Origin of the sequence: Sphingobium sp. CECT 9361 (assembly GCF_918741285.1) — a bacterium.
GTDB lineage: Bacteria > Pseudomonadota > Alphaproteobacteria > Sphingomonadales > Sphingomonadaceae > Sphingobium.
This window is the reverse complement of sequence record NZ_CAKKNC010000003.1, coordinates 126,356-142,722: the sequence shown is the minus strand read 5'-3', so window position 1 is coordinate 142,722 and position 16,367 is coordinate 126,356. Positions and strand designations below refer to the sequence as shown.

11 protein-coding genes and 1 tRNA gene are annotated in these 16,367 nt (G+C 61.8%); 7 read left to right on the top strand and 5 right to left on the bottom strand.

The features are described 5' to 3' along the window. Nucleotides 1-6 precede the first annotated feature (6 nt). Nucleotides 7-2,118 (bottom strand): phosphocholine-specific phospholipase C, encoded by a 2,112-nt coding sequence (locus LQ220_RS07390; protein WP_230187662.1) that lies wholly within the window; start codon nt 2,116-2,118, stop codon nt 7-9. Nucleotides 2,119-2,267: 149 nt separating this feature from the next. Here LQ220_RS07390 and LQ220_RS07385 point away from each other — a divergent pair, with 149 nt between their 5' ends. Beyond that, complete coding sequence (locus LQ220_RS07385) at nt 2,268-2,816, top strand: phosphonate degradation HD-domain oxygenase (protein WP_230187661.1); 549 nt, start codon at nt 2,268-2,270, stop codon at nt 2,814-2,816. A 67-nt stretch (nt 2,817-2,883) separates the two neighbouring features. Further along, nucleotides 2,884-3,648, top strand: a complete 765-nt coding sequence (locus LQ220_RS07380) for a UTRA domain-containing protein (RefSeq protein WP_230187660.1) — start codon at nt 2,884-2,886, stop codon at nt 3,646-3,648. Here LQ220_RS07380 and phnX read toward each other — a convergent pair whose 3' ends face one another. The 4 genes from phnX to LQ220_RS07360 all read right to left on the bottom strand — a co-directional run bounded on the left by phnX (nt 3,649) and on the right by LQ220_RS07360 (nt 7,541). Then, nucleotides 3,649-4,434: a phosphonoacetaldehyde hydrolase gene (gene phnX / locus LQ220_RS07375; RefSeq protein WP_230187659.1), complete on the bottom strand. Its 786-nt coding sequence runs from the start codon at nt 4,432-4,434 to the stop codon at nt 3,649-3,651. It abuts the gene before it with no gap. 10 nt (nt 4,435-4,444) lie between these two features. Beyond that, entirely contained in the window at nt 4,445-5,548 is a 1,104-nt protein-coding gene (locus LQ220_RS07370; protein ID WP_230187658.1) for a TIGR03364 family FAD-dependent oxidoreductase, read from the bottom strand. Then, nucleotides 5,541-6,788, bottom strand: a complete 1,248-nt coding sequence (locus tag LQ220_RS07365; protein WP_230187657.1) for a DUF5690 family protein — start codon at nt 6,786-6,788, stop codon at nt 5,541-5,543. Before LQ220_RS07365 ends, LQ220_RS07370 begins: the two co-directional genes overlap by 8 nt. A gap of 666 nt (nt 6,789-7,454) precedes the next feature. Continuing rightward, nucleotides 7,455-7,541 (bottom strand) — tRNA-Leu (locus tag LQ220_RS07360). A gap of 160 nt (nt 7,542-7,701) precedes the next feature. On the opposite strand from LQ220_RS07360, the gene LQ220_RS07355 reads away from it, so the two are divergent. The 5 genes from LQ220_RS07355 to gltB all read left to right on the top strand — a co-directional run bounded on the left by LQ220_RS07355 (nt 7,702) and on the right by gltB (nt 16,360). After that, nucleotides 7,702-8,628 (top strand): complex I NDUFA9 subunit family protein, encoded by a 927-nt coding sequence (locus LQ220_RS07355; RefSeq protein ID WP_230187791.1) that lies wholly within the window; start codon nt 7,702-7,704, stop codon nt 8,626-8,628. A gap of 27 nt (nt 8,629-8,655) precedes the next feature. Beyond that, a complete protein-coding gene (locus tag LQ220_RS07350; RefSeq protein WP_230187656.1) occupies nt 8,656-9,465 on the top strand; it encodes an undecaprenyl-diphosphate phosphatase in 810 nt (269 codons plus the stop codon). Nucleotides 9,466-9,636: 171 nt separating this feature from the next. After that, nucleotides 9,637-11,088 carry an NAD(P)-dependent oxidoreductase gene (locus tag LQ220_RS07345; RefSeq protein WP_230187655.1) on the top strand — a complete coding sequence of 484 codons (1,452 nt, stop codon included), beginning with the start codon at nt 9,637-9,639 and terminating at the stop codon, nt 11,086-11,088. 206 nt (nt 11,089-11,294) lie between these two features. Then, nucleotides 11,295-11,840 carry a DUF2059 domain-containing protein gene (locus LQ220_RS07340; protein WP_230187654.1) on the top strand — a complete coding sequence of 182 codons (546 nt, stop codon included), beginning with the start codon at nt 11,295-11,297 and terminating at the stop codon, nt 11,838-11,840. After that, complete coding sequence (gltB, locus tag LQ220_RS07335; RefSeq protein WP_230187790.1) at nt 11,840-16,360, top strand: glutamate synthase large subunit; 4,521 nt, start codon at nt 11,840-11,842, stop codon at nt 16,358-16,360. Before LQ220_RS07340 ends, gltB begins: the two co-directional genes overlap by 1 nt. Nucleotides 16,361-16,367 lie beyond the last annotated feature (7 nt).

The following is a 16,367-nucleotide window of genomic DNA, read 5'->3' as shown; positions in this document are numbered from 1 at the left end:
TACTGATCAGACCCGCATTACGCCAATCGCGGGGTCGGTGCGGCCCGGGCGGCCATTTTCGACCTTTCCTGCATAGTGCCAGAGCGCCGCATCGTCCGATCCAAGCGTCACCGACAGATCATACCAATTGTCGCTTTTCGACAGGCGCCAGAGGTCGCCCACGGTCTTGCCGGGCGCAACCGTGACCTTGCGCATCCGCGCGGCCTGGGCGAGATAAGAGTCGGCAAGTGCAATTGTGAAGGTCAGCGGCACCGTGCCGCGATTTTCGAGTTGAAGTTCGACAGCGTCCAGCTCCGGGCGGTCGAGCAAGCGCACCTCGCGATCCCTGCCACCGCCCGCGAATCGCCGCCAGAAGCCATTGGGACCATGCAATGTCAGGTCGAGTGCGTCCACTTTCCAGAGATCCTCGATCCGCTCTCCCGCACCGATCGTATAGTGACGCGGCTCCTCTTTGCCGCGATTGTCGTGGACCGTCAGGACAGCGCCGGTCTTGCCGTTATTGGCCATCGCAATAATCATGCTTCCATCGGCGTCGATCCGACTGTCGGCAGCGGTCCGATAGGGCAACGGCCGGTGCGCACGCTGGCCGGACATCTGCATTGTCGGCACCTGTTGGGCGGGAATCGCATTAACCGTTCCGGCCGCCGACCGGGCAACACGCTCGCGGAAATCGTCCGTGCCGGGCAGTGAACGTGCCGGCATCGCTTGCGCGCCTGTGAAGTCGAAGGCGGACGTTAGGTCGCCGCAGACCGACCGGCGCCAAGCGCTGATGTTTGGCTCGCGCACTCCGAAGCGTTTTTCCATGAACTGCAGGACCGACGTGTGGTCGAACAACTCCGAGCAGACCTGACCGCCTCGGCTCCACGGCGAGACGATAACGGCTGGCACCCGGATGCCAAGGCCGATCGGGTGCTGTTCGTCCCCCGCCTCGCCCGATCCACGATAGTCCTTGGCCTCGCCATCGATGGGCACTGTGCTCTTACCGCGATAGGTGCCGACTGGCGGCACGGGCGGCGGCACATGATCGTAAAAGCCTCCGGACTCGTCGTAATTGAGGATGAAAACGGTTTTCGCGAAAACGTCTGGATTGTCGACCAGCGCCTCGATCAGCTTTGCGGTTACATGCTCGCCCTTCGACGGTTCGGCTGTGGGATGTTCGGACAGGTCGGCGGCAGTCACGATCCAACTGATCTGCGGCAGTTGTCCGCTCTCTATGTCGCGGCGGAAGGCGGCGACGAGCTGTTCGCCGTCCGACCGGGTGCGGTCCTTGCCCTGTGCCTGTTCGCTGACCCAGGACCGACCGCGGCGATAAAGTTCGCTGTCCTCCGCGCACGGCCGGAACGGCGGAAAGACCGACAGCAAATTGTCACCGAAATTGTCATATTCCTGATAAACCTTCCATGCGATGCCCGCCGCTTGCAGCCTTTCGGCATAGGTGGTCCAATTATAGGCCTTGGGATCGATGGGCTTGTCCGTCGCCATGTCGGCGCTCGGTGTCTCATCCTCGCCATAATTGTGCATCTGCGGATCGCCGCCGACACCGCCGCCGCCGTTGCACCCGGTGAACAGATGCAAGCGGTTTGGGTAAGTCTGGGTCATGGTCGAGCAATGATAGGCATCGCAGACGGTGAAGGCGTCGGCGAGGGCATAATAGAAGGGCAGGTCGCCGGGGCCGTAGTGCAGCATCCGCTTGTGCAGATCGCCGCTGTGGCCCCAGCGGTCATAGATACCGCGATTGAAAACATGCACATTCTCGATATGCGACTGGTCGGCGCCGTCGACCAGGAAGGACTGCGTCGTCTTCGAATCGCCGTGAAAGGGCATGACATAGCCGTCCGAATGCTGGCCCGAAGGCTGCGACCAGACACTGCGCCCGCCAGGCAAGCGGAGCGGTCGCGGATCACCGAAGCCACGCACGCCGTTCAACATGCCGAAATAATGATCGAAAGACCGGTTCTCCTGCATGTGGACGACGATGTGCTGGACATCCATGATCGATCCGGTACGGCGCGCTGGGGCAATGGCAAGCGCGCGGTCGAGCAAAGCGCCTGACAGCATAGCCATCGCCGATCCTGCGCCAGCGAAACGCAAGAAATCGCGCCTGTTTCGTCCGTTCATGCCGCAGCTTCCTTCACAAGAGACGACATTGACTGTCGCCAATATGACCTAAAACTGGTATAGTCCAATTCTACTACAGATTGGCGACATGCTGACAGCGGGTCGTCCCCGTGTCCGACCTCTCCTCACCGTGCGAGCATTACAGCCCTATGACGACCCAGATCATCGACGACATTTTCACACTTCTGCGCGAGTCCGGAGATCTGAGCTATGGAGAGGATGTGAGCCAGATGGCGCACATACTGCAATGCGGCCACCTCGCCCGGATCGACGGCGCGTCCGATGCGCTGGCCGCAGCCGCCTTGCTGCACGACGTCGGCCAGTTCCTGAACGATGCGGGTAATGCGGCCGAGCAAAAGGGAATCGACGCGCAGCACGAGGTGACCGGCGCCGCCTTTCTGGCGCGCTGGTTTTCTCCATCAGTGACGGAGCCGGTTCGGCTGCATGTCGAAGCGAAGCGCTATCTCTGCGCGGTGGAGCCCGGCTATGTCGAGGCGCTCAGTCGGGCCTCCGCGCTCAGCCTAAGGCTGCAGGGCGGTCCGCATGATGCGCAGGAACAGGCCGACTTCCTGGCTCTGCCAGACGCACAGGATGCGATCCGTCTGCGGCGCTACGACGATCAGGGCAAGCGGTCCGACTGGGACGTGCCGGACCTGGAGAGCTATCGCCAGCTGCTCACGTCGCTGCTGCGTCCCTGATCTTCGCCATTGACCTGGCGGGGTGCCAGCCGCCAACATAGCCCTTCCTCCCGCTGCTGGTGCCCCAATGCCTTCGAAGACCGAGCCACTCTCCTGGACGCGAACGCCCGGCACCACGTCCGACGGCCCGCAATATCTGGCGCTTCGCGACCAGATCGCCCTCAACATCGAAAAGGGCAATCTGCCGCCCGGCGCGAAACTGCCCTCCGAACGGCAATTGCAGATCGGCAGCAATGCTGCGCGCGGCACTATCCGCGAGGCGCTCTTTCAGCTTGAGGCGGAAGGGCTGATCTACCGGCGTGACCGCAGTGGATGGTATGTGTCGCCGCCCGCTGTCACTTACGATCCGATGCGCTGGGCCGGATTCATGACTTATGTGACAGAACAGGGCCGAACGCCAACGACCGAAACGCTATCGAAGAACGGCATGCCCGCCTCGTCCGCTTTGGCCGATATTTTCCGGGTCGCGCCAGGCACGACGTTGCACACCATCCGACGGCGAAGGCTGATCGACGGGCGGCCAGTGTTGGCAGAGCGGATCATCGTCGATCCAGCGCTCGCGCCCGACCTGCTCTCCCACTCGCTCGACGGATCGCTGACCCACATCCTCACGACTCATTATGGCGTAACGGTCGCGCGCAACCGCGTTGACATGCAGCCGTGCGCGCTGGTGAAGGAAGCCGCCGACGCTCTGGGCGTCAAGTCCGGCACGCCCGGCCTGCTGGTGGTACGCACCAGCCTCGACGCCTCTGGCCGGGTGGTCGAATATGACCAGGAATACTGGCGACACGACGCAATCCGCGTGCATGTCGATCTGAACGTGCGGGCTTAGTCAGCCGATCGGCAGCTTCGCCAGCGCTTCGGGCAAATCGGCTAAGGTATCAATCACCATATGCGCGCCTGCATCCTCCAACGCCGCGCGGGCCCTGGCGACGCGAGCGGCGCGCTCATCGACCGCGAGCGCGTTGAACGCCGCGAGTGACAGGCCCACGCCGTTCCCGCTCGCCGCGACGCCGATGGTCCAGACCCCCGCAGCGCGCCCTTCGGCGATGCCGACCGCTGCGTCGTCCACCTTGACGCAGGCGGTAGCGGGCCACGCGCCCAGTTCCACCAGATTTTTCCACAGCATCAGCGGTGAGGGCCGTCCGGCGGCTGTGTCGCCTGCACAAACCAGCATGTCGGGCTTATAGCCCTGCGCTTCGGCGAGCGGCAGGATATCGGCCATCATCGGCCGCGTATAGCCTGTGCACGACCCGATCTTGACGCCTGCTGCGCGAAGCCGTGCCGCGACATCGGCAGCACCCGGGATCAGTTCGGCGCATTCGCGTGCAGCCTCGCGCATCATCGGGCCGATATCGGCGAAGAGCCTTTCCACATCTACCGCGCTCGGTGCCTGACCGTGCACTGCCGTCCAGGCGTCGCGGACCCGCGGTCTGACCAGAATCGAGGCGATGTGATCGCTCTTCGCCATACCCATGTCAGCCCGCGCTTCCGCTTCGGTCAGCGGTACGCCCGCCGCCTCGAATAGATTGCACAACGCCACCACCGGCGCGCGGCTACCGAAATCGATGATCGTGCCGGCCCAGTCGAACACGACTGCCTTCAGTGCTGCATTCATGGTTATTCCCCTAACTGTCGAAAATGCCGCCGACCACATCCTCGGCCAGCGCGAAGGATGTCGACGCGCCTGTGCCGCTCGTGACCACCGTCAGAGTGACTCCCTCCGTCGGCGTCCGGACGATGCTGTGACCATCCGCGGATGCATAGGTTCCGGTCCACCGCTCGATCACGGGCGGCGCAGCGCCTAGCACCGCCTCATATTGCCGCAGCATCTCGGCATCGATCGCTTGCGTAGAAAAGGGATCTGGCGTCGCCGCATAGTCATGACTGTCGCCAACCACCAAGCTGCCATCCGCACTCTGGACCGCAATCAGATGTATGCCGTATCGCAGCGCTTCGCTCTCTTCCCGTTCCAGACGGGAACGCAAGGCGGCGGCTTCCCCCAAATCGGAATAGCCGAGATAGCGCACCATGCTAAGATCAGCCATGACTGGCGCTGGCAAGCGCCAACCGGGCGCCGCCAGCCGCAGCATCTGAAGTTTGCATCGCCGGATACCCGCCTCGGCGTAAATTTCAGGGTGGAGCGTCGCCCAGTCGTCGCCCGGACACAGGAAGATCGTATCAGCGCGATGGTCGCCATCCGTGCAATGCACCCGCCCCGTTTCGGCATGGAGGACAGCAACGCCGCGCAGGAATGCGACGCCATGAGCCTTTTCCAGCCACGCCGCTAGCAAAGGGATGGCGGTGCGCGATTCCACGCGCAAGTCGTGTGGGCTGAACAGACCTCCAGTCGCCGGGGGCGCGCCGGGAAGGCGCACTGCAACCTCGTCCGCGCTCAGCCGCTCGCACGCTTCGCCCATCTCTGTGGCGAGAAAAGCGTCGATGACGGCCGCTGCTTCCTCCCGCTGGGCAACCAGCAGAAAGCCCTCCTGTTCGATGCGGATTCCGGCTGGTCCAGCGATCTCGCGCCACGTCCGGGCGCTGCGCCGCGCCAGATCCCATACGCGCCCGCGCTCCTGGCCGGTCACGGTGACGAACCCGAAATTGCGGATCGACGCGCCATTGGATTGAGCGTCCCGATCGATCACCAGCACCCGTTTGCCGCGCCGCGCGGCAGCCAGCGCTTGGGCGAGGCCGACGATGCCTGCTCCCACGACGATCACATCATGCATGGACGGGAGCCTCCGCCGACTCTTGCCGCTGGAGGCGAAGGAAATGGAATGCCGACAAGAGCGTCATTAGGGTGACCAACGCCGCCGTCCCATAAGCGCAAGATATGAAGAAGGGCAGCCAATCGACTTTCGGCGCAGCGAGGCTGCGGTAGAGCAGCAGCGCGACGCTGCCGCAATAGCCGGAGGAATCGGCGATATAGATGAGGAACCCCGCATTGCCAGTCCGGCCAAGCGCCGCGATCATTCGGTCGAAAAGCATGGCGTTGAATGGCGTGTAGCCAAGATAGAGGCCCGCACCGGTCAGAATCATCCAGGGGAGAGGGCCCAGCAGATGCGCCTGGAAGGCCAGCGTCGATCCGCCGAGCAGCAGCGCGCCGAGAATTATGGCGCCGTGCATTGCCAGCAGTGCGCGCATGTTGTCGCGCACCAGCATGAGCGCACCCAGACCGGTCAGCGCAATCAGCGCGACCGGGAGTTCGCTTTGCGAGAAAATTGACGCAGCGCCACCGAATCCCATTGCCGTCCAAAGTTCGACCGCAAAATTGTCGCGAAAGTCACGCAACGCCGTTAGCAGCACATAGCCCGACACCAGCACCGCCATCGGCAGGCCATGTTCGCGCAGGAAGGCCCGCCGGTCGGCCTGCCGCATTGGCCCGCGGGCCGTCCGCTCTGCCTCGTCACGCGCATCGGGCGGCGGCAGCCGTTCCAGCACCCAGAGCGAAAGCAACAGTACCGGCACGAAGGCGATGCCCGTCGCTGCGGGCATCCAGCTTTCGCTGACACCCTGCTGCATGATCCAAATGGCGACCGATTTCACCACGCCAGACGAGAGTATGAAGCTGGCGCAAAGCGTCGCGCCCAGCATTTCCGAGCAGCGCCGCCCTTCGACATACGAAAAGACAAGCCCCCAGATCATGCCAAGCGGCAGGCCATTGAGCAGCAGGCAGAAGGGCCCCCAGCCCGTGGGCAGGATCGCGAACAGGACCAGCGCTAACCAGGACGCGCCGATCAGGCAAAGGATAGCCAATGCCCTGCCTCGGCGACCGAACTCGGCGATGACGCGGATCCCGATCAACTTGGACAAGGCATATCCGATCACCTGCGCGATCAGCAGCCCGGTCTTATAATCGACCCCGAACGGCAGCAGACCCATATCTTCATAGGTGCCCGCCGAAAACGGCTTGCGAAAGGCATACATGGCAAAATAGGCACCGAACGCGGCGAGCCCGCCGGCAATCATTAGCGCTCTGCCCCCGGCAGGTTTGCGCCCTACGCGCTGATGATCGGATCCACCATGAAACATTGCATGGTTGGTCTATACCAGATTAGCGACAAGTTTGTGACTGTTCCTATTGGGCGACGATCATTTTGGACGCCGCTAAGCGGCGCATTGGAAAGGCCAGATGGCAGTTGGTAGCCGACCCGATTGAAGGGGGAGAAGCCACGTTTTGCCAGTCAGGATCGCCCCATTGCACGCCCGCCCAAATTAAGCAGCGGAAGACACCCGCGGCCCGCTCGCTACGATAAGCAGCAAGGTCAGTTCGGTTAAGCTTCCAGCACAAGCAAACGAAGAATTCCTGCTCTGCGGCCCGCATCGTGCGAAGAGCTATGTCATTTCGACCCTGAGCCCGCGAAGTCGCATGGCCCTGGTGTGCAAGCCAGCAATTAAACGCTGCGTGGGATCAAACGGCTTGACCGCCACATATGGGAGAAGTGGAGCGACCATCATCGCCGCAGCCTCGTCGAACCGAAAAGCTGTCTGCGCGCGAGGATCGACCGTCTAAGGTAGAACCAAAGAAATAGCTGAGCCTGCCATGATGTCCGGCTTCGCGCTCAACCCGCCTCAGTACTTAGATAGTCCTCTATGGGGTCCGGGAAAGCCCAGTTTTCTGCAGGCTTCAGTAAATGGTGCCCAGAAGAGGACTCGAACCTCCACGCCCTTGCGAGCGCCAGCACCTGAAGCTGGTGCGTCTACCAATTCCGCCATCTGGGCACGGGGTAGGCAGCGGCGGATAGTCGGCGGGCTGGATGCTGTCAATCGCCTGTATGCGATATTTTTACGGCACGATGCCCCTCCCCCGGTTGTTTCGCGCGGCGTGCTGGGGCAAGGGAGCGCGAGACATTCCCTTTTTGCTTTGGTCACGGGGTCCATGATGCAGGACAGGCTGGTTACGATTTTCGGCGGTGGCGGCTTTCTTGGTCGCTATGTAGCGCAGGAACTTCTTTCGCGTGGTGTGCGCGTGCGCATTGCCGAGCGCAATCCGGGCAATGCTGTGCGGCTGAAGCCTTTGGGTGGGCTCGGCCAGATCCAGCTTATGTCCGCCGACATAAATAAGCCGATGAGCGTCGCACGTGCCGTGGCCGGTGCGGACGTGGTCATCAATCTGGTCGGGATATTGAACGGTGCGTTCGACGCGGTGCAACGCCAGGGCGCACAGACCCTGGCGGAAGCCGCGGCAGAGGCTGGCGTACAAGCCATGGTTCAGGTTTCCGCCATCGGCGCCGATCCGGATAGCGCGTCGGCTTATGGCCGCAGCAAGGGGCAGGGCGAAGCCGCCGTCCGGGCAGCCTTCCCGGCCGCCACGATCGTTCGTCCGTCCATCATCTTTGGGCGGGAGGACCAGTTCCTCAATCGCTTCGCACAATTGATCCGCATGGCACCGGTGGTCCCCGTCATCAGCGGCGGCACGAAATTCCAGCCCGTCTATGTGGTCGACGTAGCGAAAGCGATTGCCATCGCGGCACTGGATCCGATGACACATGGCGGCAAGACCTACGAGCTAGGCGGCCCCGAAGTACTGAGCATGGAAGCCATCAACCGCTGGATCGCCCGCGCGATTGGCCGTGACAAGCTGTTCGTGCCCGTCCCGGCGGCAGCCGCCTCGATAATCGCTATGCTACCCGGCGGCCCAATCACCGGCGATCAGCTCAAGATGCTGGCGCACGATAATGTAGTCGCACCCGGCGCGTTGGGATTCCAGACACTCGGCATCGCCCCTACCCCCATGGCCGCCGTCGCCGACACTTGGCTGGTGCAGTATCGCAGACATGGCCGTTTTGCCGGTCGCGCGGAAGCATAACCTCCAAACCGAAGGACTGTCAGCCCTGTGACAACCGACTTTCTGACGGCCACCCTGCTCGGCATTGTCGAGGGGCTGACCGAGTTTCTGCCGGTGTCCTCGACGGGCCATCTGATCCTCGCCAGCGAATTGCTGGGCTATGATGCCGAGCAATGGTCGATGTTCAACGTCGTCATTCAACTTGGCGCCATCCTGGCTGTCGTGGTGCTGTACTGGCGGACGTTCTGGGCGGTCGCCGTCGGCTTGCTTCAGAAGAACCCGGTATCCTGGCGTTTCCTGCACAATCTGGTGATCGCTTTCATCCCGGCGGCGGTAATCGGGCTGGCACTGCATAAGCAGATCGATGCGATGCTCGGTTCGCCGATGACGGTGGCAGTCGCACTGGTCGTAGGGGGCGTGGCGATCCTTGTGATCGAGCGCCTGATCCGCGACGCGCATATTGTGGGGATTGCCGACATACCCGTCGCGCGGGTGATCGGCATCGGCTTTATCCAGTGCATATCGATGATACCGGGCGTCAGCCGGTCCGGAGCGACAATTATGGGCGCGCTTGCATTGGGCGTGGAACGGCGGACCGCGGCGGAGTTCAGCTTCTTCCTCGCCATCCCCACCATGCTGGGGGCCACGACGCTGGAGCTGGTGAAGAACCGCGATGCCTTGATGTCTGGCGGGATCAACTGGCTGGAGATTGGCGTTGGCTTCATCGTAGCATTTATCGTCGCGGTGCTGGTCATCAAATGGTTCGTAGGAATCGTATCGAAGCATGGGTTTGCGCCCTTCGCTTGGTATCGAATCATTGCCGGAAGCGCCGCAATCGTCTGGCTTCTCATAAGGTAGGTCCGGAACGGCCGTTATATTTGAAATATTGTTACGGAGTGGCGTCCTTATCTGTCCCTTTCCCTCAAATATAAGTCAGTGTTGCTGACCTATATCGCAAAAAGCCCGTGACTCTGCGGCTTTCCGGCGATATGGCCGCGTCCAGCGCCATTAGGGCGGGGAGCAGAGACTATGGCCGACACGCCAATGCTGAAATTCGTCACCAAGGGGCAGCATTACCCTGAAAAGCGCGCCGCCGATGCGCGCGCTACGGATTTCAACGAAATCAGTACCAGCTTTCCGATGCCCGATGCCGAGGAGCAAGCATCCCGCTGTTCGCAATGCGGTGTCCCATATTGTTCGACGCATTGTCCGCTGCACAACCACATTCCCGACTGGTTGCGCCTGACTGCCGAGGGGCGTCTGCGCGAAGCCTATGAATTGTCCAACGCCACATCGACCATGCCTGAAATCTGCGGCCGCATCTGTCCGCAGGATCGGCTTTGCGAAGGCAATTGCGTTATCGAGTTTTCCGGTCACGGTGCCGTCACCATCGGCAGTGTGGAAAAGTTCATTACCGACACCGCCTGGAAAGAAGGCTGGGTCGAGCCGCTGATACCCGGCGCGGCGCGCGGCCAGTCGGTCGGCGTCATCGGCGCAGGACCGGCCGGTTTGACAACCGCAGAGTATTTGCGCGCATCGGGTTATGAGGTGCATGTCTATGACCGGCACGACCGTGCGGGCGGCTTGCTGACCTACGGAATCCCGGGATTCAAGCTTGAAAAAGACGTTGTCATGCGTCGGGTCAATCGCCTGAAGGACGGTGGCATCGTCTTTCACGAAGGCTTCGAAGTCGGTCGCGACGCCACGATGGAGGAGTTAAGGCAGCGCCACGACGCGATCCTGATCGCGACAGGCGTCTATAAGGCTCGCGACATCCGCGCGCCCGGCATCGGTGCGCAGGGCGTCGTGAAAGCGCTCGATTTCCTGACGGCCTCTAACCGCGCCAGCTTCGGCGATGCGGTGCCCGAGCATGAGGACGGGACGCTCTATGCCAAGGGCAAGAATGTCGTCGTCATCGGCGGCGGCGACACGGCTATGGATTGCGTCCGCACCGCGATCCGGCAAGGCGCGAAATCGGTAAAGTGCCTCTATCGTCGCGACCGGGAGAATATGCCGGGATCGCAGCGAGAGGTCGCCAATGCCGAGGAAGAAGGCGTCGAGTTTGTCTGGCTCTCCGCCCCCATTGCATTTGAAGGGACCGAGCATGTCACCGGCGTAAAAGTCACCGGCATGCGCCTGGGCCAGCCCGACGCTTCGGGCCGCCGCGCGCCGGAACCCGATCCGGGCAGCGAATATAGCATAGAGGCCGATCTGGTCATCAAGGCGCTGGGGTTCGACCCCGAAGACCTGCCAAAAATGTTCGGCGCGGAAGACCTTTCGGTCACCCGTTGGGGCACGCTTCGGGTCGACCACAAGACGATGATGACGTCGATGGATGGCGTCTTCGCAGCGGGCGACATCGTACGCGGCGCATCGCTGGTTGTCTGGGCGATCCGCGACGGTCGCGATGTGACGGACCACATGCATAAATATCTAAAGACCAAGGCCCGCGCGAAGGCGGGTGAGCGGGTGGCGGCGTGATGCGCATGACTTGGATAGCTTTAGCACTGGCGACGACGATGCCAGCCACTGCAATGGCGCAGGTGGGCCCGTCCGCACCGGCTGCAGAAACATCGGGTCTGGGAGCATCCACCCTTCCCCCTGTCGATCCCGCATTGCTGGCACAGGCACGACCCATCGCTTTGATCATCCTGCCTGACGGGACGATGGCAAGGATGATGGGTCCGATGATGCAGAAGATCATGGCACCGATGATGGACAGCTTCACAAAAATGCCCATCCGCGACCTGCTCAAAGCGGGGGGTATAGAAGCGGACAAGGCTGATGCACTCAATCCTGCTACGATTGAGGAGATCATGGCGATCTTGGATCCGAATTTCCGCAAGCGCATGGATGTCATGCTCAATACCATGATGCCTGCCCTCGGCCAGTTCATGGGCCGCTTTGAGCCTGACATGCGGGAAGGCATGGCTGAAGCCTTCGCCAGCCGTTACAATGCAGCAGAGCTGGGCGAGATTAGTGCTTTCATGAAAACGCCCACCGGCGCCAAATTTGGCTCTGGTTTCATGGAGTTGGCTGCCGACCCCCATTACATCGGCAAGGTGCAGGCGATGATGCCTGAAATGATGCGTGCCATGCCCGAGATCTTGCAGAAGTCCGTTACCGAAATGGGAACGTTGCCTAAGCCGCGGACCTACAAGGATCTCACCCCAGCCGAACGGCAGCGCTTGGAAGCGCTCATCGGCTTAGACTCGAAGAAGGTCACGCAATGATGGACCACATGGAATCCGAACGCCTCCGCCTTGCCGAAACCGGCATGTATCGTCCCGAGTTCGAGGGCGACGCCTGCGGCGTGGGCCTTGTCGCCGCGACCGATGGCAAGCCCAGCCGCCGCGTGGTCGCCTCGGCGATCGATGCGCTCAAGGCCGTGTGGCATCGCGGTGCCGTCGATGCCGATGGCAAGACCGGTGATGGCGCAGGCATCCATGTCGACCTGCCCGTCCGCTTCTTCGACGATGCGATTGCCGACAGCGGGCATAAGCCCCTGCCCAACCGCCTCGCGGTCGGCATGGTCTTCCTGCCCCGCACGGACCTGTCCGCGCAGGAGACCTGCCGCACCATCGTCGAGAGCGAACTGATCGACGCCGGGTACAAGATCTACGGCTGGCGCCAGGTGCCGGTTGACGTGTCCGTCATCGGCGACAAGGCGCAACGCACGCGCCCGGAAATCGAGCAGATCATGATCGCCGGGCCGATGCCCGAAGAGCGCGACATGGCCGAGTTCGAAAAGGATCTCTACCTTATCCGCCGCCGGGTGGAGAAGAAGGTCGTTGCTGCGCAGATCAACGATTTCTATGTTTGCTCACTGTCCTGCCGCTCGATCATCTACAAAGGATTGTTCCTCGCGGAATCGCTTTCGGTCTTCTACCCCGACTTGCAGGATGAGCGGTTCGAAAGCCGTGTCGCGATCTTCCATCAGCGCTATTCCACCAACACCTTCCCGCAGTGGTGGCTGGCCCAGCCGTTCCGCACGCTTGCCCATAATGGCGAGATCAACACGATCCGCGGCAACAAGAACTGGATGAAGAGCCACGAAATCAAGATGGCTTCGCTGGCGTTCGGCGAGCAGTCCGAAGATATCAAGCCGGTCATCCCGGCGGGCGCATCCGATACAGCCGCGCTCGATGCAGTATTCGAAGCGATCTGCCGCGCTGGACGTGACGCGCCCACCGCCAAAATCATGCTCGTACCCGAAGCATGGCAAGGCGGCGCCGACACGCCCGAATCGCATCTCAACATGTACAACTATCTCGCATCCGTCATGGAACCGTGGGATGGCCCCGCTGCGCTGGCGATGACCGATGGCCGCTGGGTCGTGGCCGGGGTAGACCGCAACGCGCTGCGCCCGCTGCGCTATACGCTTACGTCCGACAATCTGCTGATCGTGGGGTCCGAAACCGGAATGGTCGTGGTTCCGGAAACCACGGTGCTGCGCAAGGGCCGCATGGGTCCGGGCGAAATGATCGCTATCGATCTGGCCGAAGGTGAACTCTATTACGACCGTCAGATCAAGGACCGGATCGCTTCCGAGCGGCCTTATGCCGACTATGTGAAGGATTTCCTTTTCGCGAAAGACTTGCCCACCCCTGCCCCTGACGCCTTACCGTCATGGGACAAGGCGGAACTGACCCGGCGTCAAGTCGCCGCGAACATGACGCTGGAAGATCTTGAACTGATCCTGGCCCCCATGGTCGAGGATGCGAAGGAAGCCATCGGATCGATGGGCGACGATACGCCGCTTGCCGTCATTTCGGACAAACCGCGTACCATCAGCCATTTTTTCCGCCAGAACTTCAGTCAGGTTACCAATCCGCCCATCGATCCGTTGCGCGAACGGCATGTGATGAGCCTGAAGACACGCTTCTCCAACCTCGCCAACATCCTGGAGGACGACGCGCAGCAGGGCCATGTGCTGGTACTGGATGCGCCGGTCTTGACGTGCAAGGCATGGACGCAATTGAAGGCGCATTTCGGCGCCGCAGTTGCCGAAATCGACTGCACTTTCCCTGCGGCCGGCGGACAGGAGCAGTTGCGCGCTGCCATCGCTCGTATCCGTGAAGAAGCCGAGCAGGCCGTGCGCGAAGGGCACACCGAACTGTTCCTGACCGACGAGTCCGTCAGTGCGGATCGGGTGGGCATTGCGATGGTGCTGGCAGCAGCCGCAGTCCATACGCATCTGGTCCGCAAGGGGCTGCGCTCTTACGCATCCATTAACGTCCGCTCAGCCGAATGTTTGGATACGCATTATTTCGCGGTGTTGATCGGTGTCGGCGCGACGACAGTGAACGCCTATCTGGCAGAAGCCTGTATTGCAGACCGCCACGCGCGCGGTCTGTTTGGAGAAATCACACAGGACGACGCAATCGAACGCTATCGCTCCGCGATCTGCGAAGGGCTGCTCAAAATCATGTCCAAGATGGGCATTGCGGTCATCAGCTCCTATCGGGGCGGCTATAATTTTGAAGCCGTCGGCTTATCGCGCGCGCTGGTCAACGATCTGTTCCCCGGCATGCCTACCAAGATATCGGGCGAAGGCTACGCCTCGCTTCACTATAATGCGATCCTACGCCACGAAGCGGCCTATGATGCCGCGATCGTGAAATTGCCCATCGGCGGCTTCTACCGCCAGCGGAACGGCGGCGAAAGCCATGCTTACTCCGCGCAACTCATGCATCTGTTGCAAACGGCCGTCGCGACCGACAGCTATTCCAGCTATCTGCAATTCTCACGTGGCGTGCGCGACTTGCCGCCCGTCTATCTGCGCGACTTGCTGGAATTCAACTTCGCCCGCGAAGCGGTGGCCATCGACGAAGTCGAAGCCACCACGGAAATCCGCAAGCGTTTCGTAACGCCGGGCATGTCGCTTGGGGCGCTTTCACCCGAAGCGCATGAAACACTGGCCATAGCCATGAACCGGATCGGCGCGAAAGCCGTCAGCGGCGAAGGCGGCGAGGACGCCAACCGCTTCAAGCCCTATCAGAATGGCGACAACGCCAACTCGGTCATCAAACAAATCGCGTCGGGCCGCTTTGGCGTTCATGCCGAATATCTGGGCGCAGCCGAAGAGCTGGAGATCAAGGTCGCGCAAGGTGCGAAGCCCGGCGAAGGCGGCCAGTTGCCGGGTTTCAAAGTCACCGAGTTCATCGCCAAGCTGCGCCATTCGACGCCCGGCGTGACGCTGATCTCCCCACCGCCGCATCACGACATCTATTCGATCGAGGATTTGGCTCAGCTTATCTATGACCTCAAGCAGATCAACCCGCGCGCGCGCGTCTGCGTCAAGCTGGTAAGCCAGGCCGGGATTGGCACAGTCGCGGCGGGCGTGGCAAAAGCACATGCCGACGTCATCCTAATCGCGGGCCATGTCGGCGGCACCGGTGCATCCCCCCAGACCAGCATCAAATATGCTGGAACGCCTTGGGAAATGGGCCTGTCGGAAGCCAATCAGGTGCTGACCCTCAACGGCCTGCGCCACCGGGTGCGGCTGCGTACCGATGGCGGCCTCAAGACCGGGCGCGACATCGTGATCGCGGCGATATTGGGCGCGGAAGAGTTCGGAATCGGAACGCTCAGCCTCGTCGCAATGGGCTGCATCATGGTGCGCCAGTGCCACAGCAACACCTGCCCCGTGGGCGTGTGCGTACAGGATCAGCGCCTGCGCGACAAGTTTACCGGCACCCCGGAAAAGGTCATCAACCTGATGACCTTCATCGCCGAGGAAGTGCGCGAAATCCTCGCGCGGCTTGGCTTCCGCAGTCTGGACGAGGTCATCGGTCGCACCGAATTGCTCAAGCAAGTCAGTCGCGGCGCAGAGCATCTCGACGATCTCGATCTCAACCCGATCCTTGCAAAGGTCGACGCCAGCGATGAGGAACGCCGGTTCAGTCTATCGACCTATCGCAACGCCGTCCCCGACAGCCTCGACGCGCAAATGCTCAACGATGCTAAGGCCGTGTTCGAGCGTGGTGAGAAGATGCAGCTCACCTATACCGTACGGAATACGCACCGTGCGGTCGGCACGCGGCTGTCTTCGGAAGTCACAAGCAAGTTCGGCATGACCGCATTGAACGACGGCCATCTGACTGTTCGCCTGCGCGGATCGGCGGGGCAGTCGCTCGGCGCATTCTTGTGCAAGGGCATAACGCTGGAAGTCTTCGGGGACGCCAACGATTATGTCGGCAAGGGCCTGTCAGGCGGCATCATCTCTGTACGCCCGATGGTGAGTTCTCCGCTGGTGACCAAGGACAACACGATCCTTGGCAATACGGTGCTGTACGGCGCAACAGCCGGCAAGTTGTTCGCCGCAGGGCAGGCTGGCGAGCGCTTTGCTGTCCGCAACTCCGGCGCGCAGGTCGTTGTCGAAGGGTGCGGTGCCAATGGCTGTGAATACATGACAGGCGGAACGGCCGTAATCCTGGGGGCGACGGGCGCCAACTTCGGCGCAGGCATGACCGGCGGCATAGCGTTCATCCTCGACGAAGACGGCAGCTTCCCGGCGCGCGCCAATCCCGAAGGCATCGTTTGGCAACGGCTGGACAGCGCACATTGGGAAGCGGTGCTCAAGGCTCTCATCGCAGAACATGCCGTACGCACCGACAGTCGCTGGTCGCATACCATCCTCGATGATTGGGATCGCTGGCGCGGACATTTCTGGCAGGTGTGTCCCAAAGAAATGCTCAACCGCCTGCAGCACCCTTTAAGCGATGCGGAAGCCGCCGTAGCGGCGGAATGAACCTGAA

Excerpts from the sequence above, each read along its gene's own strand:
- phnX (WP_230187659.1), bottom strand. The coding sequence starts at position 4,434 with ATGAATGCAGCACTGAAGGCAGTCGTGTTCGACTGGGCCGGCACGATC.
- LQ220_RS07370 (WP_230187658.1), bottom strand. The coding sequence starts at position 5,548 with ATGCATGATGTGATCGTCGTGGGAGCAGGCATCGTCGGCCTCGCCCAA.
- LQ220_RS07390 (WP_230187662.1), bottom strand. The coding sequence starts at position 2,118 with ATGAACGGACGAAACAGGCGCGATTTCTTGCGTTTCGCTGGCGCAGGA.
- LQ220_RS07380 (WP_230187660.1), top strand. The coding sequence starts at position 2,884 with ATGCCTTCGAAGACCGAGCCACTCTCCTGGACGCGAACGCCCGGCACC.
- LQ220_RS07365 (WP_230187657.1), bottom strand. The coding sequence starts at position 6,788 with ATGATTGCCGGCGGGCTCGCCGCGTTCGGTGCCTATTTTGCCATGTAT.
- gltB (WP_230187790.1), top strand. The coding sequence starts at position 11,840 with ATGGACCACATGGAATCCGAACGCCTCCGCCTTGCCGAAACCGGCATG.
- LQ220_RS07385 (WP_230187661.1), top strand. The coding sequence starts at position 2,268 with ATGACGACCCAGATCATCGACGACATTTTCACACTTCTGCGCGAGTCC.
- LQ220_RS07340 (WP_230187654.1), top strand. The coding sequence starts at position 11,295 with ATGATGCAGAAGATCATGGCACCGATGATGGACAGCTTCACAAAAATG.
- LQ220_RS07355 (WP_230187791.1), top strand. The coding sequence starts at position 7,702 with ATGCAGGACAGGCTGGTTACGATTTTCGGCGGTGGCGGCTTTCTTGGT.
- LQ220_RS07345 (WP_230187655.1), top strand. The coding sequence starts at position 9,637 with ATGGCCGACACGCCAATGCTGAAATTCGTCACCAAGGGGCAGCATTAC.